The following is an 18,641-nucleotide window of genomic DNA, read 5'->3' as shown; positions in this document are numbered from 1 at the left end:
ATCTGATCGACGAGTATTCAACACATGCTGAACGATGTTGGCGACAAGCAGGATCTGCCCCCACACGTAATTGTGCTCTTTGGTGCCCAAGGGGATCTAGCGCGGCGGAAGCTCTTCCCTGGCTTGTACCGGTTGGCCGCCGCCGGGTGGCTACCTGACGCATACTCCGTGATCGGCACCGGTCGCCACTCCCCCGTATCGATCGAGAAGTTCCGGTCTACGGTTCGAGATGCCGTCGCCGAGTTCGTGGAAGATGTCGATGAGGCAGTGCTGGACGTACTACTGGAGCGACTCTCGTTCCAGTCATCCACCGCTGACGATGGGGAGGCATTGGCCGCGGCCGTGCGCGACGCGGAGGAGCACCTTGGTCCAGACACGCGCCGGCTGCTGTATCTCGCGGTGCCTCCCGGCGCGATGGAAGGCATCGTCGCCATGCTGGGAAGTGAGGGGCTCACTGACCGGGCTCGGATAGTGGTCGAGAAACCATTCGGGCTCGACCTCGACTCGTCGCGTGAACTGGACGCAGCACTGAAAGCGGTCGTGAGCGAGGAGCAGGTTTTCCGGATCGACCACTTCATCGGCAAGGAAGCAGTGCAAAACATCCTCGCGCTCCGGTTCGCGAACAGGCTCTTCGCCGCTGCCTGGGACCGTCACAGCATCGCATCGGTCCAGATCGACGTCCCGGAAACTCTGGGTCTCGAAGGACGAGCCGCGTTCTATGAGGGCACCGGATGTCTGCGCGACATGATCTCCACGCATCTGTGTCAGCTCCTCGGGTTCGTCGCCAGCGACAGGCCAGATGAGCTCGATGCTGATGCACTAAGGATTGCCAAGGCCTCTACGTTCAAGTCACTCCGCGCTTTCGACCCCGAGAGATCTGTGTACGGCCAGTACGAAGGTTATCGCGACGAGGAGGGCGTCGACCCCGACTCCGCGGTCGAGACGTTTGTGGCCCTCGAGGCCTGGATCGACAACGACCGATGGCAGGGTGTGCCGTTCTACCTACGCACGGGAAAGGCATTGGCCGAGGCACGACGGACCATCACCCTGCGCTATCGCGAACCCGACCATGACGTGTTCACCGAGTACTCCCAACCTCACGAGCTGGTCCTGGAACTCACCGACGATCCGCAGATTGAGGTTGCGGTCCGCGGCAAACGCCCCGGACCTGACCTCGCGGTGGCGCCGGCAAGGTTGCGGCTTGATTTCGCTGAAGACTTCCCAACCGACGAGCCCTTGGAGGCATACGAGCGGTTACTGCTCGACGTGATGCGAGGAGACCAACTGCTGTTCAGCCACTCCGAGGAAGTTGACCTAATCTGGCAGGCATGCCAACCGTTGCTGGACGATCCACCGGCTACGCAGCCATACGCACAGGGCTCCTGGGGACCGCAAGCAGCGCTCGATCTGCCAGCGGACGGCTGGCACTTAAGCGGCTGAGAAACCGCGCACGCTGCTGACGTTGGCGTTATGCGTCAGACTCAGAGCATGACGGTGCGGACAGTGGGGCGATGGCTGTTGGGCGTGTTCCTTGCCTTGGCCGGCACGGCGCACCTCACCGTGGCGCGTGAGACCTTCCGCGCCCAGGTTCCGAACTGGCTGCCCTTCGAGGACTTCATCGTGGTCGCCTCCGGCCTTGTCGAGATCGCACTGGGCCTCGCCGTGCTGTTCCTGGCGCGGCACCGAATCCTGGTCGGCTGGGTCGTGGCGGCATTCTTCGTCGCGGTCCTGCCCGGCAACATCAATCAGCTGGTCACGCACTCGGACGCCTTCGGGCTCGACACCGACGGTGGGCGGGTGATCAGGCTGTTCTTCCAGCCTGTGCTGGTTGTTTGGGCCCTGTGGAGCACCGGTGCATGGCGGTCCCGAGGCCGACTCAGAGTTCGGCGTCGGCCGGAAGCTGGGCCTCCGGCGCGCCAATGATCACGCCACGTCCACCGCCGAGAACGGCGGACTAAGCCGAAGACGCAGCGCGGCGGACTCGCGAATCGTAAAGGGCGACCAGCAAGGCAAGAATGATGACAAAACATATCGCGGAGAATCCCGCAGTGGCAGCTCCGGCCCAGTCCGATCGTGCCAAGGTGAAGAACGCAATCGTGGTGATGACGGTGATGCCCACGGATGTTCCGATGCGCTGACCGGTCTGCATGATGCCTCCCGAGCTGCCCGCATACTGCAACGGTACGTCCTCTAATGTCAGCGTCTGGTTGGGACTGATGACAGCCCCCTGCCCGGCGCCAACGATGGCCAGAGTCAGCAGCAACCACCATTCGCTAGCAGCATCTGACGCACGAAGTTGCACCACCAGAATGCTCAAGATAAGGCCCACGAGTGCGGCAACCATCCCGCCGATCACGACCGTGCGTCCATAACGCATGACGTTGCGGCCTCCCCAGTTCGCGGCGACCATCGTCATGACTGCGCCAGGCAGACCGGCCGCGCCACTCTCCAGTGCCGTGTGGCCGAGGCCGTCCTGCATGTAGAGCGCGACCAGAACGAAAATGCTCGTTATGCCTAGAAAATAGAGGGTAATCAGGAGCGTTCCGTTGGTAAAGCTCGGCGTCCGAAAGATGTCCAGATCGACCATCGGGCTGCGACCTCGCGCCTTGTACGCCCGTTCCCAACGGATCCACGCCCACACCAGAACCCCGGCAAGGGGAAGCAACAGCCATACGAAAGCGCTCGCATGACGCTGGGTGAAAGGCATCAGGACGGTCAGGACCGCCAAGCCGGCGAGCAGCCCACCCACAACGTCGAGGTCCTTGGGTTTGCGCGGCGCTGACGATCGTGCGGATTTCTTTGCCTTTTTGGTACGGATGATGAGGGGCTTTGGGAACCACGCGAATGCTAGGACAATAGCCAGAATACCCACGGGAACATTGACGAAGAAGGTCCATCGCCAACCGCTGTCGACGCCGAATCCTTGGATGAGTAGACCACCCATGATGTTGCCGGTCGCCACCGAAACGCCGACAGTACTGCCGAAGAGACCGAAGGCTTTGCCCCGTTCTGCACCACGAAAATACTGCTGGATCATGCCGAGTGCTTGCGGCCCCATGAACCCCGAACCAATGCCCTGGATCAGACGAGCCCCGTTGAGGGTGTTGGCATCAGGCGCGAGCCCGGCTGCCACTGAGGCGAGCGTGAACAACGCCACGCCGACGATGAACAGGGCACCACGCCCATACAGATCACCGGCACGTCCAGCTGCGATGAGCACAACGCCGAAAGTCAGCGCGTACCCCGAAAGCACCCACTGAATCTGTGACTGACTCGCAGCCAGGCTCAGTTGGATGGACGGAAGCGCGACGTTGACGATGCTGACGCCGATCAGCGACATGAAGATCGTGACCAGCAAGACGGACAATATGCGCCATCGCCTCGGATCCGGAATATAAGCTTCCCGGGCGGCATTTGGAGGCTTAACTTCGGACACCACTGCAGCCTAACTGTATGGAGCTGCTGCAGGATCCAGTGACAACTGAGCGGTCTGGGTGGCTAGGCGGTATCGGTGGGTGCCGCACTTTGCACGTCTCCCCGTATGACGTGCCAGCCTGATCACCGCCCACATCCAAGTGCGCGTTCATCGGTTCGGCATTCACGGCTCGCACGATGAGATGTACGACGTCCTCGACGGCAACGGGTTGAACCTTGCTGCGCATCCACGCTGGGACCGGCGTAATCCACGGGACCCGTTCACTGAGTCGCTTGAGTAGCTCGTAGGACGTTGAGCCGGTTACCAAAACCTGCAAGACCGCTTGCCGAACGTCCGCCATCGGATCATCAAGTGATTCTGTCGACGCAGACGTCATGAGTCGGTGGGCGAGTCCGCTGCTCCCGGAAATCCGAGGGCATGTGCGAGCCCCGCGACGTCGGCGACAGTGAGTGTGGCTCCCGGGTGTTTGATGCGCTTCGCGGGGTCGATGCCAGCCACAGGTTCGCGGAAACTGACACACAAACCTTTCCGACTATTGGTGGCGAAGCTGATTCCGCGGTCGCTGAACGACAGGTGCGGAGGTCCGGCGGTCTTCAGAAATGCGTACGATCCGCTCGTTTCGACATCAGAAATGTTGCCCAGTGCGGAGCGCAACGTCCACAAGCCGTAGCGGACGCACAACTCGGTCGGGGTGACCTCCACCCACGCCGTACGAGGTGTAACGCCGAAAGCGAGGGCTGGCAACCGGTAGCGAGGTTCCCAAGCGAAAGCGAACCGCTGCCCGCTCATCGCAGGATGTCCGCAGCCTGGACCTCGCCGGGACTTTTCTCGATGGCCGACACCAGAGCGCTCACCTGAGAATCCTCCAAAGCGACCCCAGCTTCGCTGAGCCCACTTCGAAGCTCGCGCTCGACGGTTGGCTCCGGGGCGCCGTCTTGGTAGGCGGAGACTCGGTCGATCACATTTTGCACTGCTTCAATCTGGTCGCTATCCATAAACGTCTGGTACCCAATTTGTCGTTAATGATGCGCGTCACGAAGAATGCCACGCGAAGCCTGACGACCCTGCGCGAGATCGGATTGGGCTACCTGCGCCTGGGCCAGCCCGCCACCGAGCTCAGCGGTGGCGAAGCCCAGCGAATTAAACTGGCAACCGAGCTGCAGCGGGCGCGTCGCGGGCACGCGCTGTACCTGCTTGACGAGCCGACTGCAGGATTGCACCCTGCCGACATCGCTCTGCTACTCCGCCAGCTGCACCGGTTGGTGGACGCCGGCAACACCGTGGCGCTGGTCGAACACGATCTCGACACGATCGCCAGCGCCGACTGGGTCATCGATCTAGGGCGGGGCCGACCAATGGTCAGCTGGTCTTACGAGTGAATGCTCTTCGTCGAAGTGGCACGACAATCGAACCCTCCAGTATGAGTTGACCTGTGTTGGCCCCAGCCACATGATGAACAACCGCGTGCTCTGAAACAGGTAGGACAAATGTCGAGTATTACGGGTGCGGCGATAAAAGGGGTCAGTTTCGTCAAGCAGCGACACCTTCGCGCTTTGGGACTTGAGCGGTGAAGGGGAGTTTGAAGGACGCTGTTTGGGGTATTTCATGGCGGAGTCACCCGGACTCCTAAACACGAGGTAGTGAGCATATTGAAGCGTGACCCACATCCAGTCATCTCTCGTTGCATGAAATGCCAGTCGGACCGCCCCCACTTGGTGGCCTCGGTCGAGAGCACCGGTGAACAGAAACTGATCTGCCTTCGATGCGACCATGTCCACGACAGTTTGGCTCAGTCCATCGCCTGAGCATCATTCGACAGATCGCGGATAAGGCGACGAACCATTTCCGAAGCCTGAGACGTCGTATCGTGCGTTGGACAATTCATGGAAGGACCTGACATGGGATTCCTGTCCAAAACTCATCTCTGCGGCAGCCCCACAGGCCAAGGTGCGAGCTAGACTTGGGCGTTCCTATTTCTTGCTACGCACGACCGGGTTTCGTGCCACCAGCTGAGCCGTGACAGTGGTCAGAGCTGATTCGATGGATGCAGTCGACCTTCTATTCGCCGGCGCAGGAGTTGTGCACGATGATTGGGAGATGTCCGACGGAGTGAATATTGAGTCTGCAGAGTCCACCGGCCTCGACGAGTCCCACGTAATCCTCGAAGTGCCGGCAGCCACGAAGCGAGCCCGGATTGAACCCGAAGTCGATCTCACGGCTGAGGATCAACCAGAGGTGCCTTTCTTGAGTCCAGGCTCGACGCCACTTAGTTACGACGAGTTCGGAACGCGTTTTATGAACTTGGTTCTGCATCGTGACCGAGTGATGGAATCAATCAACCGCGTCTTAGGCGAACAGTTCCATCTGGGACCGATCGGCGCGGGCCCGGGACGCAAGGTCGCAAGGGTGACAGCAAGTGGTGTTTTCGGAACGGCATACGGAGAGGCGCTGGATGACGCCGTCGGCTACAACGTCAACCTGCCGGTTAACGTCTCTTTCAACCTAGATCTGGGCATCGACAAGTTGCGTTTCGATGCCGAGTTGGTGCTTCCTCTGCGACTCACGATGGATCTGATTGAGCCTCTGACAATCTTGTGGCACATCTCCCCGCCACACCCCGACGACGTTGTGATGACGATCGTCTCAGACAGTCGGCGCGCGGCCGTGCTTCAAAAGCTCACCGGCATGGACAACGAGTTGCGCCGGTTTATCGTGCGTTTCGTCGATCGTGAACTTGAGAAGCCCCATGTAATCAGGGCAACGCGGATCGATTTAGTTACCCTAATTGACAACGCTTGGGAACACATCGCTTCGCAATTTCTGCCCAGTACCTCGCAGGGACGCGACCAGCTCTGAAATGGACTGGTCCGACCGGATCCTCAACCGCCGCGCGGCTCGATGAGTCACGACGCGTGACAGGTCGGGCCACGCTCGCCCTTCGCGAGGGCGACTGTGCCGCAGACCAAATCACGGAAGGCAATTACGGTCCAGCACGCCGCAATCGGACGTGACCTTCACGGCGAGCATGCGGCTATTCGTGCTGGGCTAAAACAGTCCTTGCGGATCAGCCAGCTCTCGCCGCGCGTCTCCACGAAGAGATCAATATCGTTCGTCACAGTTTCAGTATGGTGCGGATCCCGCTTCGCTGGGATTAGCTGGCAGCAGGGTCATTCCCGAGGGCGTGCATGCTTGCGTAGCTGAGCATGGCCGGCGCGGTGATAGGTATGAATCCAATTATCCGCTGCGCTCCGACACTAGACCTGTCCTACTCGCGCGATTTACCCGCCATTGGTGTCTCTCCCCCACGGATCGAAGGCCATCGGGCCCGCAGGTTCGACGCCGCCCGTGAATTAGCCAGCGTCATCGTGACCCCGTGTGGGTGCGACGGATGACAGCTGCCACCGCCGAGCACGCCCGGTGGGCGAACCCGACGACAATGTTGAACGCCAGTCCGGATGCCTAGTGAGTGTTCGCGGCCTGCGGCGTGAAAGAGATTGGCGGCGTGCGGCGAATTGCCGACAGCGTCCCGTGAAGAACAGCGAACGGCAGCACCGCCCAGGATCCGAGGATCACGCCGATCTCAGACCGCAGGCTGCTGTCGGGATGCGGACTTCCTTTCAGCCTAGCCCGAAATGAACTGAGCGGGATGCCGACGGCGTTGCCCCACATCATCATCCGGGTGGCACCGAGCACGCCGAGCGACTCCTCAACACCGTAGATCTGCGCGAGGCGTTCCCAGGCGCCCCGCTCGGGATGCGCCTGGGTATCGGCGTAATACTGTGCAAACCCGATCGCGGCAAGTTCACCGTGCGGAGCGCCTTGAGTGACGCCGCCGAGTAGACGCCGCACCTCATCTGGATCCATACCCGCATCCAAGGCAAATTTTGTGTGCGCATAGGCGCACATCGCGCACCCATTCACTTCCGTCACCGCCAACATGATGCGGGACGTGAACTGCTCGCCCTGCACCTTTCGGAACCTGACGAAGTGCCGAACTGTCCGCGTGGCATCACGAGTGATCCGATAGACCTCGCGTACTGGAAAGTGTCTGGCGGCCTGCATAGACCACGGGTCGAATGGCTCAACCTCGTCGACGATGGACCCGGCGGCCGAGGCGGACTCTGCCGCGGTCTCGTTGGTGATCATGTCGATCCTTATCCGATGCCCTAGCGTGACGTTGCTATACATATCAATTATACCCGTATGGGTATTTATTCTTCGTGGCTGGCCGATGTTCAAGCCATCACTGACGCAGCCAGCGCAGGTACTCACGATCCCCAAGGAGTTGTAGCCTGCGCCAGAGCACGCTCGTCGGCACGGCCTGACTTACATGAGCCAGGCTGGCTAACTGCTGCCGCTCACGCTCGACTGCAATGACGAGATCCACTTCGCTGTCGGCGTGGCCGACGAAGCTCGCCTCGAATTCCTCGTTGAGTTCGTCAGCCACCGTATAGGGCAAGGTCCAGCCGAGCACGGGCAAATTTTCACGTACCGCCGCATCCAAGGCTGCTTCGGTCGCTGCTCTGTGATCGCTGTGCCCACTGACACCGCTGGGATCGAAAACCACCATCCCCTGAACGGGCCGCATACCTAACTCGTGCCGCACGTCAACTGAGAGCTTTGCCGTCTCGACCTGCGACAACGCGCCGTCGGGATAGTCGAGTAGGTGCGCCGAACTCGCGCCCAGATGCCGTGCAGCATTCTGTAGTTCCGACGCACGCAGTTCACCGAGTTTCCCCGTCACGGCGTCGAGGGTTGAGGCCTCCCCGTGCGTGAAGCACAGAACCGAAACCGTCGCGCCTTCCCGCACAAAACTATCAAGGATCGCGCCGAGCCCGAAGGACTCGTCATCGGGATGGGCAACCACAGCAAGTACCGACTCCCACGCAGGGAGTGGTCCAACCGGGTGGCGCAAGGCCGGTGGTTTGTTCATCTCGCGCATACGATCTCCAAAGGTCCATCGATACCCAATAACGGTCTAACCAGTGCAACACGGAAGCGCCAGCGGAGATTCCGGACAGGTCGACGAGCGTGCTTCAGGTAGGTGATCCGGTGGCGTTCTCACGTTTGGCGCAGAGGTGCCGATTCGACCCCGATGAAAATCCATCAAATAGGCCTGTCCGGGGACAGGAATATATACCCCCCTAGGTATGTTCTAGCTAATAGCAGCAGCCTCTAATCGAAGGGTTCAGGACCATGCAGGAAATCACCCCAGAACAGGTAACCGCCACCCCGATGCCGCGCATCGGTGATCTTGCGCCAGCCTTCACCGCTCAAACGACACAAGGACCGATCGACTTCCCGGCTGACTATGCGGGAAAATGGGCAATCCTCTTCTCCCATCCTGCCGATTTCACGCCGGTGTGCACCAGCGAATTCATGACCTTCGCGACGATGCAGGACGAGTTCGAGGCCTACAACACTCAATTGGTCGGACTCTCGATTGATGGCCTCTACAGCCACATCGCATGGTTGCGGACGATCAAAGAAAAAATGGTCTTCCGAGATATGAAAAACGTTGAAGTGACCTTTCCTCTGATTGACGACGTGTCCATGAACGTTGCCAGCAAATACGGCATGATCATGCCCGGCGAAGCCACGACCCAGGCCGTGCGTGCCGTCTTCGTAATCGACCCAGCCGGCGTCATTCGAACGATCCTCTACTACCCATTGGCGCTAGGCAGAAACTTCGACGAACTGCTCCGCGTGATCAAAGGACTACAGACGGCAGATGCCTTCGATGTCGCGCTTCCCGCCGATTGGCAACCCGGCGAGGCAGTCATCGTTCCCCCTGCGGGCTCCTGCGGAACCGCAGAAGAGAGAATGACGGACAGCGACGATGGCGTCGAGTGCATTGACTGGTTCTTCTGCACCAAGGAGCTCAGCGAACAGCAGGTCGACGCAGCTATCCGCGTCAGTTAATACCTTCAGGGACGACTACGACAGAGGCTCCATGACGAACTCAGCAGGCTCCCGACTCGCGCACTTCCCAATCGCATTCTTCTCCGCGGTCATGGGAATTGGCGGGCTTTCCCTTGCTTGGCGACGTGCCGCGCGCGTCTGGGAACTTCCCGAGCTCATGGGCGATGCCCTCTTCTTCCTCGCAGCGGGGGTCTTTGTTGTGATGGTCGCGACGTACGCCGCTAAGTGGATCCGCTACCCCGACGTCGTGCGGGCTGAACTCCGCCACCCGGTAAAGATGGCCTTTGTGCCGACTGTGACTATTTCGCTACTGCTGCTCGCGACGGCCGGACAAGACCTCATGAAACCGGTCGCCACCGGGCTGTGGTGGGTAGGCGCACTGGGTCACCTCGCGCTGACAGTCGGGATCCTCTCGGCGTGGTTCGGTCGGGCCGACATCACGCTCAGCCACGTCACTCCAGCCTGGTTCATCCCGATCGTGGGCAACGCAATCACCCCGATCGCAGCGCCTGCTCTCGGTTCGACCGATTTAGCCTGGTTTTCGTTCTCCGTGGGAATGGTCCTCTGGCTGGCGCTACTCCCGGTCCTGCTCCATCGGGTCCTGCTCCACGACGCGCCAATGCCCGATCGGTTACTGCCTACCTTGGCCATCTTCATCGCCCCACCCGCCGTGGGAATGCTCTCGTGGCAAGCACTGACCGGAGCGGCCGCGGATCCAGTAGCTCGCATCCTGCACTCCACCGCAGTGATGTTCGTGCTACTGCTGCTAGCGCAGATCACGCGGCTGCGAACAATCCCGTTCGCAGTCCCCTACTGGGCTTACTCCTTCCCCCTCGCCGCAGTCGCGACCGCCTCAATTGCAATCGCTGGAGCACTAGACACGACCGCCTACGACATACTTGCGATCGCACTGCTTGCCTTGGCCACCCTTGTGGTGACCGTAGTCGGCGTCCTCAGCCTGCGTGCCTTGATACGTGGCACCCTCCTCGTCCCCGAGTGAGGCCGGACGGGCGTAACCGCACCCGTCCGGGAGACTGCCACCGGGACAGATAGCCCCATCCCGCCCTGCCGTTGCCGCCGCCGTCGTCATGTTTTCCGTGCCCGCCGACTTTGTTTTCAGCGGCCGAACAATCGACTCCACCAACTACCGTGGGTGCGCGCAGCTTTGGGATGCCCGGAGCACCACTGCCCTGCCGGAACGCTGGCCTTCACGCTCGCGACATGCTGGCCGCATCCGGCCCAGGTGGTCTTGTCGCAGGTCTTGCACCTGACTGCTCTGCACATGCTGTCTCCTATTAGAACGGTTGCTTGTCTCGTTGGACCGCAAACTGTCAGATACCCACTGGGGTATCTTTGAATACGAACGTACCACCCGCTGGGGCATATTTCGAAAGCTCGGAAAGATCTCTATTGGAATACCGTAGGGGGTATATTGGTTATACTTGGTATCACCGCTTCTAAGGACCGTTAAACACACCATAAGGAGAAACAGATGGCTACCATCGAGTTGGGTTCAAAGAATTTCGAGCAGACAATCACCAGTAACGACGTCGTCTTCGTCGACTTCTGGGCGTCGTGGTGCGGCCCATGCCGACAGTTCGCGCCCGTCTACGAGCAGGCATCTGCGACACACCCCGATGTTGTGTTCGGCAAGGTCGATACCGAAGCTGAGGCAGCTCTTGCATCCGGCGCCCAAATCACGTCCATCCCGACCCTGATGGCGTTCAAAGACGGCACATTAGTGTTCTCCCAGCCTGGAGCCCTGTCGGCCACAGCCCTCGAGGAAGTCATCACCGCGGTGCGCGAACTCGACATCGACGCCGCACGCAGCGAAGCCACACAGACTAGGAGCGCATGATGAATGATTACACCATTTCCACCACGCTTGCCCAACCGTATGTGCAGGCCGTCGCGGCGGTTCGCAGCGCTCTCAGCGAGCAGGGATTCGGGATCCTGACCGAGATCGACATCAAGGCGACCATGAAGGCCAAGCTCGAAGTCGATGTCGCACCACAGGTGATCCTTGGAGCCTGTCGCCCTGCGCTAGCCTACGAGGCGATGCAGGCCGAGCCATCGATCGCCGCGGTGCTGCCGTGCAATGTTGTTGTGCGTTCCGTGGATGACACCACCACCGTCGTGGAGGCGTTCAACCCAGACGTGATGATGGGCTTAGCGGGCAACGACGGGCTCCACGGTGTCGCGGCTGATGCCAAACGGCGACTCACCGCAGCACTCGTAGCGCTCCAACAAGAGGGCGCCTGATGGACTTCGATGCCGCGGAGATGACCCCGGTCATCAACCGCATCAAGCGTGCCCAAGGGCAGCTCGCTGGCGTGCTGCGCATGCTTGAGGCAGGCCGTAACTGCGAAGATGTCGTCACCCAGCTCGCTGCGGTCTCGCACGCTCTAGACCGCGCTGGCCTCGTGATCGTTTCGACCGGACTGCGTCAGTGCCTGGCCAACGGCGACAACGCCAACAGCCTCGAGGTGAAGAAGATGGAGAAGGTCTTCCTCTCGCTCGCCTGACGTGATCAGATCGGGAGCTGAGAGTCAGTTCTGTTCCGCCGAGAACTCCCGAGGGTCAGTCTGGCCCCATCGCGGGGGTAGGCCGTTTGCCGGTGCCGACGAAACGCGTCAGGATGGGTCCGCTCACCGCCAATAACATGACGTATGCGGTGACCAGTGGCGCGAGCCGTTCGTCGGCGGTGCCTGCGAGCCCGACGATGACTAGCGAGAACTCCCCACGGATCACTAGCGCAGTGCCCGCCCGCAGCTGCCCTTGGCGTCCCACGCCACTCCGCCGTGCGGCATATCTCCCGGTGAGCATCTTGGTTGCCCCGGTGACAACAGCTAGAACTAGTGCGGCGGGCAACATCGGGATGAGGTCTCGCGGGTCAACCGCTAGGCCGATCGAGAGAAAGAAGATGGCACCAAAGAGGTCTCTGAGCGGTGTGAGGAGGGTACGGGCTCGGTCCGCCGTCTGCCCGGTCAGTGTCAGCCCCACAAGGAACGCGCCGACTGCTGCGGAGACGTGGACGTACTCGGCGAGTGCCGCGACGATGAGGGTGAGCGCGAGGACTCGCAGCAGGAGCTGTTCGTCGTCGGGATGGGCCATTTTCTCGCCGAGATGATGGCCCCAGCGATACGACACCACGAACGCCACAGTGAGCGCTGCAACCGCGGCCCCGACACCGACCAGCACTTGCCACCAAGCGCCACCGGCGACGAGCACTGCCAGCAGCGGAAGGAACGCCGCCATCGCGAAATCCTCAAACACCAGGACCGACAGGATCGCAGGCGTCTCTCGGTTGCCGAGCCGGCCCAACTCATTCAGTAGGCGTGCGATTATCCCCGACGAGGAAACATAGGTCGCGCCCGCCAGCGCCAACACGCCGACCATGTCGAAGCCGATGAGCCACCCTGCGAGCGCACCCGGTGCGGCGTTCAGTAGAAGGTCGACGAGCCCAGACGGCACGTGCGCGCGCATGCTGGAGGCAAACTCACCGAGCGAGAATTCCAGACCCAGCGTGAGCAGGAGCAGGACCACGCCGATGGAGGCGCCGGCGCTGATGAACTCACCGGAGGCAGGGACTGGAGCGAGGCCACCTTCACCGAGTGCGAGGCCGCCCACAAGGTAGAGCGGGATCGGTGACAGTCCCACCTTTCGTGCGCCGGCACCCAGGAGAGTGAAGAGAAACAACACCACGCCGAGTTCAAGTAGCAACGCAACTGACGTCTCCACTCTCAGCCCCGGGTGACGATACGGTCGACCTCGCCGATCGCATCCTCGCTGCCGATAACGACAAGGACGTCACCGGCTCGTATCACCTCTTCGGGCACCGGAGAGTTGATAATTTTCTGCCCCCGCACGATCGCCACGACCGACGCACCAGTGCGACTGCGAGCACGAGTGCGACCCAGTGGCTCGCCGGTGAAAGGACCGTCGGGCGGCACCACGACTTGGCCGGTGACCAACCCCGGGATCTCGCGGCTCAGATCAGCGAATCGCTCGGCGATGCGCGGGGCACCGAGAATCTGCGCGAGCGCCTCGGCCCCGGCCGGCCCCAGCCGGAATGCTTCGCGGCACTGGTCGGGGTCATCTGCGTCGTAGACGACGATCTGGAACTCACCGTTGCGATGCGCCACGACGCCGATCAGGTCGCCGTCGATGCTGTGAAATTCGTAGCGCACACCGACGCCGGGAAGAAGAGTCTCGTTCACATCCATACCGACCATCCTCGCGGCAGTACACCAATCCTGTCGACTTGGTAACATCTTTCGCTTCAAGCAGCGCAGATACCAGCGCACGACTGGATCGCAAAACGCCCCGTCGACGTCAGCCAGAACGGTGCGGTCGTCCGTGATGGGTGGCAGACTGCATGCGGGTGCGAGGGAGAACACATTACGCAGCAGACGATCTTCAATCGCGCTGTGTAAGCCGGCGCCGGCGGTCCCGGTCAGAGCAGTCCCGTGGGATAGTCAAATATGGATACTGATGAGTTGGAACCGTTTGACGTCCTAGACGAGAGCGAGTCGTGGCGGCTGCTGCGTTCGTCGACGATTGGCCGCTTGGCGGTCAGTGTCGCAGGACAGCCAGATATTTTTCCGGTTAACTTCTCGGTAGCCAACGACCGACTGATATTCCGGACCGCCCCGGGCAGCAAACTCGCTCAGGTGGCGGTCAACGAGCAAGTCGCGTTCGAAACCGATTCGGCAGGCAGCGATGAGGCATGGAGCGTCGTCATCCAAGGCACGGCTCGGATCCTGCAAAAACAAACTGAGATTGACGCAGCCAACAAACTTCCCCTACGCCCGCTCCTGCCAACACTGAAGTACACGTTCGTGGAAATCATGCCCAGAGAGATCACCGGACGGCGCTTCGTTCCAGGACCTGAGCCCGAGCGCTACTGAACACCGCGATCTCTGGAATGCCGCTCCCAAGCACGCGGAGACAGCCGGCGTGCTTCATGCCGCATTCGGCAACGGTATGTTCTTCCCCCATGATCGGGCCGCGATGTGAGGTCGCACCGATGCAACTGATCTGTTCTCGAGGGTGTACGGCGACTCTTTCTTCTCACCTAGAGACTTCAGTAGTCTTTGGCATTCGGCCCATCTCCTACACAATGTAGTACTCCTGTCAGCACAAGAGATCCGGATTGATACATTGTCACGATGACCACCCCGCGGCCTACCGATCGGTCTTCGTTGACCTCGGGATGGGCGCGCTTCTGGCGTGCTGGCATCGTGGCGTTGCTGACCGTGACGATTAGTTTGGGAAGCCATGTAGCCGGTGGCGGTATGCCACCCACGTTGGCTGTGATCGCGCTCGTCAGTTTGCCGGCGGCAGCGCTGTGTTGGGCGCTGAGCCGCCACCGTTGGTCTGTGCGCGAACTGCTCGCAACATTCCTGTTCGCCCAGTCCGCAGTGCACCTGCTCAGCATGTCCCCGCTGAACGGCCCTGACGATATGGCGACCACGGGGATGGGTACGCAAATGCTCGTTTCCCATATGGTGGGCGCGGTGATGCTCGTCGGCATTGTGCGGTGGGGCGAGAGTTCGCTATGGGCGCTTGTCGAGGTCATCGCACTTCGACCTGCAAAACTCCTTCGTACGGTCACTGCACCAGCAGCCGTCGCGACACCTGTGATCATCGCATTCGTGCAGCGACTTCAACCGGCCACTTGGCCACACACGGCGCCCGGACGGGCGCCGCCGATGATCGCCGTGCATCCGGTCACAGCCTGAGCGAAGCGTTGGGCCAGGTCGCGCGGTAAACCTGCCGTCCTTGCACCCACCGGTGCGTCATTCGTCGGCCCGTTGATATCAACGGCCGGCGCCATTAAGGAATTTCTCACCATGCGGATGTCCCCTACGGGACGGACGATCATGGCGTGCGTTTTTGTTCTCCTGCCCTGCCTTTTCTGGGTAGGTCCGGCAGCCGCGCACAGTGCTCTGGTCGGATCGACTCCCATAGCAGGCGCGGTGTTAACCACCGCGCCGCACACCATCGAACTCGAATTCAGCGGGGCGATCTCAAACATCGCACCCACCATCGTCCTTCGTGATGACAACAACGCTGCCATCAGCCGCATGACGCCCACGATCGCGCGCAATATCGTCTCGACCCCGTTCCCGACGGGTCTAACTGACGGCAGCTACTCAATCGTCTGGCGGGTCGTCGCCTCGGACGGGCACCCACTCCAAGGGTCGATTCCGTTCGCGATCGGGCATATCTCGAACACCTCGACGGACGACGACTCCGCCGAGCCCGCTGCTAAGGCGTTATCGAACACGCCCTGGCAACTACTAGGCATCCCAATCGCAGCAGTCACCACCCTCATCATCCTGCTGCTTCTTGTGCGACGTCGCACCTCTCATCACACACCCGAAACAGATCGGAACCACTCATGACCACCTCAACCACCCTGCTGTTCAAGAACCGATATACGAGCGTTCTGACCGCCGTCATCTTGACCGCTGTCGCTTCAATGACTTTGGTCGCCTGCGGAGGAGACGACGCCAGCAGCTCGACCCAGGCCTCGACCGTCACGGTCCAAGACCCGTGGGTCAAGGAGGCCAAAGCTGGCATGACCGGCGCTTTCGGCACGCTGAAGAACGACTCCGACAGCAAAGTTGTTGTCGTCGCAGCTTCCAGCACCGTGACCGGCTCGATGGAACTGCACGAGATGGCTCCCAACGATGCCGGCAAAATGGTGATGCGCGCCAAGAAGGATGGATTCGCTATCCCCGCTGGCGGCACGCATAAGCTTGCGCCCGGCGCGGACCACCTGATGTTCATGGGTGTCACCAAACCCATCAAAGCGGGCGACATGGTCACGGTGACGTTGACCTTTGCGGACAAGTCAACGATGAAGTTCACCGCGCCAGCGCGCACGTTCTCCGGCGCAAACGAGAACTACGGGGGCGATGACATGAGCGGGATGGACAAGGGCGACATGAGCCATGACTAACCAGAAGCGGGGACCCAGCACTGGCCTAAGTCGCAGGAATCTGTTGCGGACGGGAGCGGCTGCGGCCGGTGGGATCGCCATGGGCGCGGGAGCCGGTGCGGCGCTCGCTACAGCTGGCGATCCACAACAGGTTGCGGCGGCGATGGTGCCGTTCCACGGTGCGCACCAAGCTGGCGTTGTGACGACACCACAGGCCTATTCAGCGTTCGTCGCGTACGACCTGCGCAAAGGCGTAGATCGTGAATCACTTATCCGGTTGATGCGGATCTGGACCGATGACATCTCCCGGCTCGTCGAAGGACGACCAGGCCTGGCCGACACTGAACCCGAGCTTGCGCACATGCCGGCTCGGCTAACGGTCACGCTCGGCTTCGGCCCAGGGGTTTTCGACCTCGAGGGCCTCGCGAGCCAGAAGCCCTCGTGGCTCAAACCGTTACCCGCATTTGACATCGACCGGCTCGACAGCGCCTGGTCAGGCGGCGATCTGCTGCTGCAGATCTGCGCCGACGAAGAGTTGACCGTCTCGCACGCACTACGCCTGCTCACCAAGGAAGCGAGAACGTTCGTGACGGTGCGCTGGGTGCAACGCGGGTTTCGGCACTCAGCAGCCACCGCCGGGACTGGCGCACCAATGCGCAATTTGATGGGGCAAGTCGACGGCACCCGCAACCCCGACACCCGCAAAGAATCATCGTTGTTTTGGATCGGTGAACAGTCACGGCATTGGTTTGGATCCCAACCAGACTGGCTGACGGGAGGAACCTCGCTAGTCATCAGACGTATCGCGATGGATCTGGACACATGGGACGAGATTGATCGATCCGGACGCGAGCAAACAATCGGCCGGCGGCTCAACAACGGAGCGCCGCTGACCGGAACCCATGAGGGCGACGAACCGGACTTCGAAGCGGTGAACAATCTCGGACTCGAAGTCATCGAGCCGTTCGCCCACATCCGCCGGGCGCGTTCCGATGATCCTCGGCAACGATTCCTGCGTCGTCCTTTCAACTATGATGAGCCGCCAGCGAAAGGCGAACTAAGTAACTCGGGACTGATCTTCGCAACCTACCAAGCCGATGTCGACCAGCAATACATTCCTATCCAACGCCGCCTCGATGAACTCGACCTACTCAACAAATGGACTACCCCAATCGGCTCAGCCGTATTTGCGATACCACCCGGTTGTCGCGAAGATGAACATCTCGCCCAGGCATTGCTCGCCTGATTAGCTCAGACCGCAGAGCGATGGCGCGGTCTCAACCAAGATGGCCACCATGCCCGCCGTCTAGCTGACGGCATCGCTACACCTCTTCGCTGTGTTCTTGGCCTTCGATGTCGGTCGTGGGCAAGAACCGGTCAAGCCAGCGTGGGAGCCACCATGCGCTGCGTCCAAGCAGGCTCATCACTGCGGGGATCAGCGTCAGGCGGACGAGGAATGCGTCGATGAGAACACCGACAGCGAGCGCGAAGCCGAACTGTTTAATCATCGGATCATCGCTGAAAACGAACGCAGCGAACACGGAGACCATGATGATGGCAGCGGCGGCAACGACACGGCTGGCTTGTTCGAAGCCCGCCACGATGGCCCGTCGGTGTCAAGGCCGACAAGGCCGATGAACCAGCCCCACTGAAACACCGCCGTTGGGGATTGTGGATTTAAGGGTGCTTCCAGCCTTCCGCGTCAACCTTGCTCCACTGAGGTTAGCGACCGCGAATGGTGTCGCGTCCATCCTTGTCGTTCAGTCGGTCGAACTTGTGGGTGAGCAGCGCTTCAAGCTTGTCCGTCGCTCCCTGGCACGCTTCTGTCACGGTGGCCGCCCGGTGGGCGACTGTGACCGCGTCCTGGCGTGCCGGTCGCGCTTCCAGCAGGCAGTGGATGTCATCGCCGGTGTTCCTCCCGGCGCTCTCATCGCTCAACTGCACATCGACGCGCGTGAGGTCGTCGCTGAATCTTTCGAGCGCGCTCGAGAGATCGGCCTCAATGTGTTGTGCCTGGCCGGCGTCGGCGTGGATGTTCCGATCGGTGTGAACGTATACCTTCATGTGACCTCCTGAGTCCGTAACTCCAATCTCGCGCAGAGACAGCCAATCTCATAGAGGCGAAAGTCCCCGGTGTGCCGTCAAGCTTGAGAAGCCGGAGAGCGCTCCAGTCGAGTAACCACATCTTCTGACAGGTCGAAGTAGGGACTTTAGTCCGGACATCTGGACCGTATGGCCGGCGCGGACGACCACTGTCTCAACGTAGTTTCGATTGTGGGTGGGCACACAGCTCGTCCGGATTGGGAAGTCATGACGCCAGTCATGTTCTTCGCG

23 protein-coding genes and 1 pseudogene are annotated in these 18,641 nt (G+C 60.9%); 14 read left to right on the top strand and 10 right to left on the bottom strand.

The genetic code is table 11. From position 1 onward, the window contains the following. The first annotated feature begins 24 nt into the window (after positions 1-24). A complete protein-coding gene (gene zwf, locus AC2YB9_RS06135) occupies positions 25-1,440 on the top strand; it encodes a glucose-6-phosphate dehydrogenase (RefSeq protein ID WP_487267862.1) in 1,416 nt (471 codons plus the stop codon). Positions 1,441-1,488: 48 nt separating this feature from the next. Further along, positions 1,489-1,923, top strand: a complete 435-nt coding sequence (locus AC2YB9_RS06130) for a DoxX family protein (protein ID WP_487267861.1) — start codon at positions 1,489-1,491, stop codon at positions 1,921-1,923. A gap of 31 nt (positions 1,924-1,954) precedes the next feature. On the opposite strand, the gene AC2YB9_RS06125 is transcribed toward AC2YB9_RS06130, so the two are convergent. The 3 genes from AC2YB9_RS06125 to AC2YB9_RS06115 all read right to left on the bottom strand — a co-directional run bounded on the left by AC2YB9_RS06125 (position 1,955) and on the right by AC2YB9_RS06115 (position 4,431). Further along, the gene (locus AC2YB9_RS06125) at positions 1,955-3,367 is read right to left on the bottom strand and encodes an MFS transporter (RefSeq protein ID WP_487267860.1); all 1,413 of its coding nucleotides are present in this window, start codon (positions 3,365-3,367) and stop codon (positions 1,955-1,957) included. A gap of 441 nt (positions 3,368-3,808) precedes the next feature. Continuing rightward, entirely contained in the window at positions 3,809-4,225 is a 417-nt protein-coding gene (locus tag AC2YB9_RS06120) for a hypothetical protein (protein ID WP_487267859.1), read from the bottom strand. Next, positions 4,222-4,431 (bottom strand): hypothetical protein, encoded by a 210-nt coding sequence (locus AC2YB9_RS06115; protein ID WP_487267858.1) that lies wholly within the window; start codon positions 4,429-4,431, stop codon positions 4,222-4,224. Before AC2YB9_RS06115 ends, AC2YB9_RS06120 begins: the two co-directional genes overlap by 4 nt. Before the next feature lie 54 nt (positions 4,432-4,485). Here AC2YB9_RS06115 and AC2YB9_RS06110 point away from each other — a divergent pair. Both AC2YB9_RS06110 and AC2YB9_RS06105 read left to right on the top strand, forming a co-directional pair. Further along, a pseudogene (locus tag AC2YB9_RS06110) lies at positions 4,486-4,779 on the top strand (ABC transporter); the annotation flags it as partial. A 697-nt stretch (positions 4,780-5,476) separates the two neighbouring features. Then, positions 5,477-6,292: a hypothetical protein gene (locus AC2YB9_RS06105; RefSeq protein WP_487267857.1), complete on the top strand. Its 816-nt coding sequence runs from the start codon at positions 5,477-5,479 to the stop codon at positions 6,290-6,292. A 603-nt stretch (positions 6,293-6,895) separates the two neighbouring features. On the opposite strand, the gene AC2YB9_RS06100 is transcribed toward AC2YB9_RS06105, so the two are convergent. Continuing rightward, a complete protein-coding gene (locus AC2YB9_RS06100) occupies positions 6,896-7,582 on the bottom strand; it encodes a carboxymuconolactone decarboxylase family protein (RefSeq protein ID WP_487267856.1) in 687 nt (228 codons plus the stop codon). Positions 7,583-7,679: 97 nt separating this feature from the next. After that, positions 7,680-8,378 (bottom strand): PIG-L family deacetylase, encoded by a 699-nt coding sequence (locus AC2YB9_RS06095; protein WP_487267855.1) that lies wholly within the window; start codon positions 8,376-8,378, stop codon positions 7,680-7,682. Between the two features lie 254 nt (positions 8,379-8,632). Here AC2YB9_RS06095 and AC2YB9_RS06090 point away from each other — a divergent pair, with 254 nt between their 5' ends. Together AC2YB9_RS06090 and AC2YB9_RS06085 are read left to right on the top strand one after the other, a co-directional pair. Further along, positions 8,633-9,358 carry a peroxiredoxin gene (locus tag AC2YB9_RS06090; RefSeq protein ID WP_487267854.1) on the top strand — a complete coding sequence of 242 codons (726 nt, stop codon included), beginning with the start codon at positions 8,633-8,635 and terminating at the stop codon, positions 9,356-9,358. A gap of 31 nt (positions 9,359-9,389) precedes the next feature. Continuing rightward, a complete protein-coding gene (locus tag AC2YB9_RS06085) occupies positions 9,390-10,358 on the top strand; it encodes an SLAC1 anion channel family protein (RefSeq protein ID WP_487267853.1) in 969 nt (322 codons plus the stop codon). Positions 10,359-10,474: 116 nt separating this feature from the next. Here AC2YB9_RS06085 and AC2YB9_RS06080 read toward each other — a convergent pair whose 3' ends face one another. Continuing rightward, positions 10,475-10,642, bottom strand: a complete 168-nt coding sequence (locus tag AC2YB9_RS06080; protein WP_487267852.1) for a hypothetical protein — start codon at positions 10,640-10,642, stop codon at positions 10,475-10,477. Positions 10,643-10,850: 208 nt separating this feature from the next. Here AC2YB9_RS06080 and trxA point away from each other — a divergent pair, with 208 nt between their 5' ends. Genes trxA through AC2YB9_RS06065 form a run of 3 tightly spaced genes read left to right on the top strand, consistent with a single transcriptional unit; the run spans position 10,851 to position 11,883 of the window. Continuing rightward, a complete protein-coding gene (trxA, locus tag AC2YB9_RS06075) occupies positions 10,851-11,216 on the top strand; it encodes a thioredoxin (protein WP_487267851.1) in 366 nt (121 codons plus the stop codon). Beyond that, a complete protein-coding gene (locus AC2YB9_RS06070; RefSeq protein ID WP_487267850.1) occupies positions 11,216-11,620 on the top strand; it encodes a DUF302 domain-containing protein in 405 nt (134 codons plus the stop codon). Before trxA ends, AC2YB9_RS06070 begins: the two co-directional genes overlap by 1 nt. Next, complete coding sequence (locus tag AC2YB9_RS06065) at positions 11,620-11,883, top strand: metal-sensitive transcriptional regulator (protein WP_487267849.1); 264 nt, start codon at positions 11,620-11,622, stop codon at positions 11,881-11,883. The genes AC2YB9_RS06070 and AC2YB9_RS06065 overlap by 1 nt, the downstream gene beginning before the upstream one ends. Before the next feature lie 55 nt (positions 11,884-11,938). On the opposite strand, the gene AC2YB9_RS06060 is transcribed toward AC2YB9_RS06065, so the two are convergent. Further along, a complete protein-coding gene (locus tag AC2YB9_RS06060) occupies positions 11,939-13,099 on the bottom strand; it encodes a cation:proton antiporter (RefSeq protein ID WP_487267848.1) in 1,161 nt (386 codons plus the stop codon). 2 nt (positions 13,100-13,101) lie between these two features. After that, positions 13,102-13,584 carry a cation:proton antiporter regulatory subunit gene (locus tag AC2YB9_RS06055; RefSeq protein WP_487267847.1) on the bottom strand — a complete coding sequence of 161 codons (483 nt, stop codon included), beginning with the start codon at positions 13,582-13,584 and terminating at the stop codon, positions 13,102-13,104. A 258-nt stretch (positions 13,585-13,842) separates the two neighbouring features. Between AC2YB9_RS06055 and AC2YB9_RS06050 the strand changes: the two genes are divergently transcribed. The 5 genes from AC2YB9_RS06050 (at position 13,843) to AC2YB9_RS06030 (ending at position 17,553) form a co-directional block, all read left to right on the top strand. Continuing rightward, positions 13,843-14,268, top strand: coding sequence for a pyridoxamine 5'-phosphate oxidase family protein (locus AC2YB9_RS06050; protein ID WP_487267846.1), 426 nt, complete (start codon positions 13,843-13,845; stop codon positions 14,266-14,268). Between the two features lie 261 nt (positions 14,269-14,529). After that, positions 14,530-15,102 (top strand): hypothetical protein, encoded by a 573-nt coding sequence (locus AC2YB9_RS06045; RefSeq protein WP_487267845.1) that lies wholly within the window; start codon positions 14,530-14,532, stop codon positions 15,100-15,102. A gap of 111 nt (positions 15,103-15,213) precedes the next feature. Then, positions 15,214-15,768, top strand: coding sequence for a copper resistance CopC family protein (locus tag AC2YB9_RS06040; RefSeq protein ID WP_487267844.1), 555 nt, complete (start codon positions 15,214-15,216; stop codon positions 15,766-15,768). After that, positions 15,765-16,328, top strand: coding sequence for a copper chaperone PCu(A)C (locus tag AC2YB9_RS06035; RefSeq protein ID WP_487267843.1), 564 nt, complete (start codon positions 15,765-15,767; stop codon positions 16,326-16,328). Before AC2YB9_RS06040 ends, AC2YB9_RS06035 begins: the two co-directional genes overlap by 4 nt. Before the next feature lie 79 nt (positions 16,329-16,407). Further along, entirely contained in the window at positions 16,408-17,553 is a 1,146-nt protein-coding gene (locus tag AC2YB9_RS06030; protein ID WP_487267842.1) for a Dyp-type peroxidase, read from the top strand. Positions 17,554-17,629: 76 nt separating this feature from the next. Here AC2YB9_RS06030 and AC2YB9_RS06025 read toward each other — a convergent pair whose 3' ends face one another. Together AC2YB9_RS06025 and AC2YB9_RS06020 are read right to left on the bottom strand one after the other, a co-directional pair. Beyond that, entirely contained in the window at positions 17,630-17,908 is a 279-nt protein-coding gene (locus AC2YB9_RS06025; protein WP_487267841.1) for an MMPL family transporter, read from the bottom strand. Between the two features lie 121 nt (positions 17,909-18,029). Next, positions 18,030-18,371, bottom strand: coding sequence for an HPF/RaiA family ribosome-associated protein (locus AC2YB9_RS06020; RefSeq protein WP_487267840.1), 342 nt, complete (start codon positions 18,369-18,371; stop codon positions 18,030-18,032). Positions 18,372-18,641 lie beyond the last annotated feature (270 nt).

This window comes from Aeromicrobium changchenzhani, assembly GCF_057586615.1.
Note: the sequence above shows the minus strand (reverse complement) of the source record. Positions and strands in the feature narration are given on the sequence as shown.

What these genes read in the sequence shown, in the direction of transcription:
- zwf (WP_487267862.1), top strand. Translation starts at nt 25, where the DNA reads ATGCTGAACGATGTTGGCGACAAGCAGGATCTGCCCCCACACGTAATT.
- AC2YB9_RS06130 (WP_487267861.1), top strand. Translation starts at nt 1,489, where the DNA reads ATGACGGTGCGGACAGTGGGGCGATGGCTGTTGGGCGTGTTCCTTGCC.
- AC2YB9_RS06120 (WP_487267859.1), bottom strand. Translation starts at nt 4,225, where the DNA reads ATGAGCGGGCAGCGGTTCGCTTTCGCTTGGGAACCTCGCTACCGGTTG.
- AC2YB9_RS06115 (WP_487267858.1), bottom strand. Translation starts at nt 4,431, where the DNA reads ATGGATAGCGACCAGATTGAAGCAGTGCAAAATGTGATCGACCGAGTC.
- AC2YB9_RS06105 (WP_487267857.1), top strand. Translation starts at nt 5,477, where the DNA reads ATGGATGCAGTCGACCTTCTATTCGCCGGCGCAGGAGTTGTGCACGAT.
- AC2YB9_RS06100 (WP_487267856.1), bottom strand. Translation starts at nt 7,582, where the DNA reads ATGATCACCAACGAGACCGCGGCAGAGTCCGCCTCGGCCGCCGGGTCC.
- AC2YB9_RS06095 (WP_487267855.1), bottom strand. Translation starts at nt 8,378, where the DNA reads ATGCGCGAGATGAACAAACCACCGGCCTTGCGCCACCCGGTTGGACCA.
- AC2YB9_RS06090 (WP_487267854.1), top strand. Translation starts at nt 8,633, where the DNA reads ATGCAGGAAATCACCCCAGAACAGGTAACCGCCACCCCGATGCCGCGC.
- AC2YB9_RS06085 (WP_487267853.1), top strand. Translation starts at nt 9,390, where the DNA reads ATGACGAACTCAGCAGGCTCCCGACTCGCGCACTTCCCAATCGCATTC.
- AC2YB9_RS06080 (WP_487267852.1), bottom strand. Translation starts at nt 10,642, where the DNA reads ATGTGCAGAGCAGTCAGGTGCAAGACCTGCGACAAGACCACCTGGGCC.
- trxA (WP_487267851.1), top strand. Translation starts at nt 10,851, where the DNA reads ATGGCTACCATCGAGTTGGGTTCAAAGAATTTCGAGCAGACAATCACC.
- AC2YB9_RS06070 (WP_487267850.1), top strand. Translation starts at nt 11,216, where the DNA reads ATGAATGATTACACCATTTCCACCACGCTTGCCCAACCGTATGTGCAG.
- AC2YB9_RS06065 (WP_487267849.1), top strand. Translation starts at nt 11,620, where the DNA reads ATGGACTTCGATGCCGCGGAGATGACCCCGGTCATCAACCGCATCAAG.
- AC2YB9_RS06055 (WP_487267847.1), bottom strand. Translation starts at nt 13,584, where the DNA reads ATGGATGTGAACGAGACTCTTCTTCCCGGCGTCGGTGTGCGCTACGAA.
- AC2YB9_RS06050 (WP_487267846.1), top strand. Translation starts at nt 13,843, where the DNA reads ATGGATACTGATGAGTTGGAACCGTTTGACGTCCTAGACGAGAGCGAG.
- AC2YB9_RS06045 (WP_487267845.1), top strand. Translation starts at nt 14,530, where the DNA reads ATGACCACCCCGCGGCCTACCGATCGGTCTTCGTTGACCTCGGGATGG.
- AC2YB9_RS06040 (WP_487267844.1), top strand. Translation starts at nt 15,214, where the DNA reads ATGCGGATGTCCCCTACGGGACGGACGATCATGGCGTGCGTTTTTGTT.
- AC2YB9_RS06035 (WP_487267843.1), top strand. Translation starts at nt 15,765, where the DNA reads ATGACCACCTCAACCACCCTGCTGTTCAAGAACCGATATACGAGCGTT.
- AC2YB9_RS06030 (WP_487267842.1), top strand. Translation starts at nt 16,408, where the DNA reads ATGGGCGCGGGAGCCGGTGCGGCGCTCGCTACAGCTGGCGATCCACAA.
- AC2YB9_RS06020 (WP_487267840.1), bottom strand. Translation starts at nt 18,371, where the DNA reads ATGAAGGTATACGTTCACACCGATCGGAACATCCACGCCGACGCCGGC.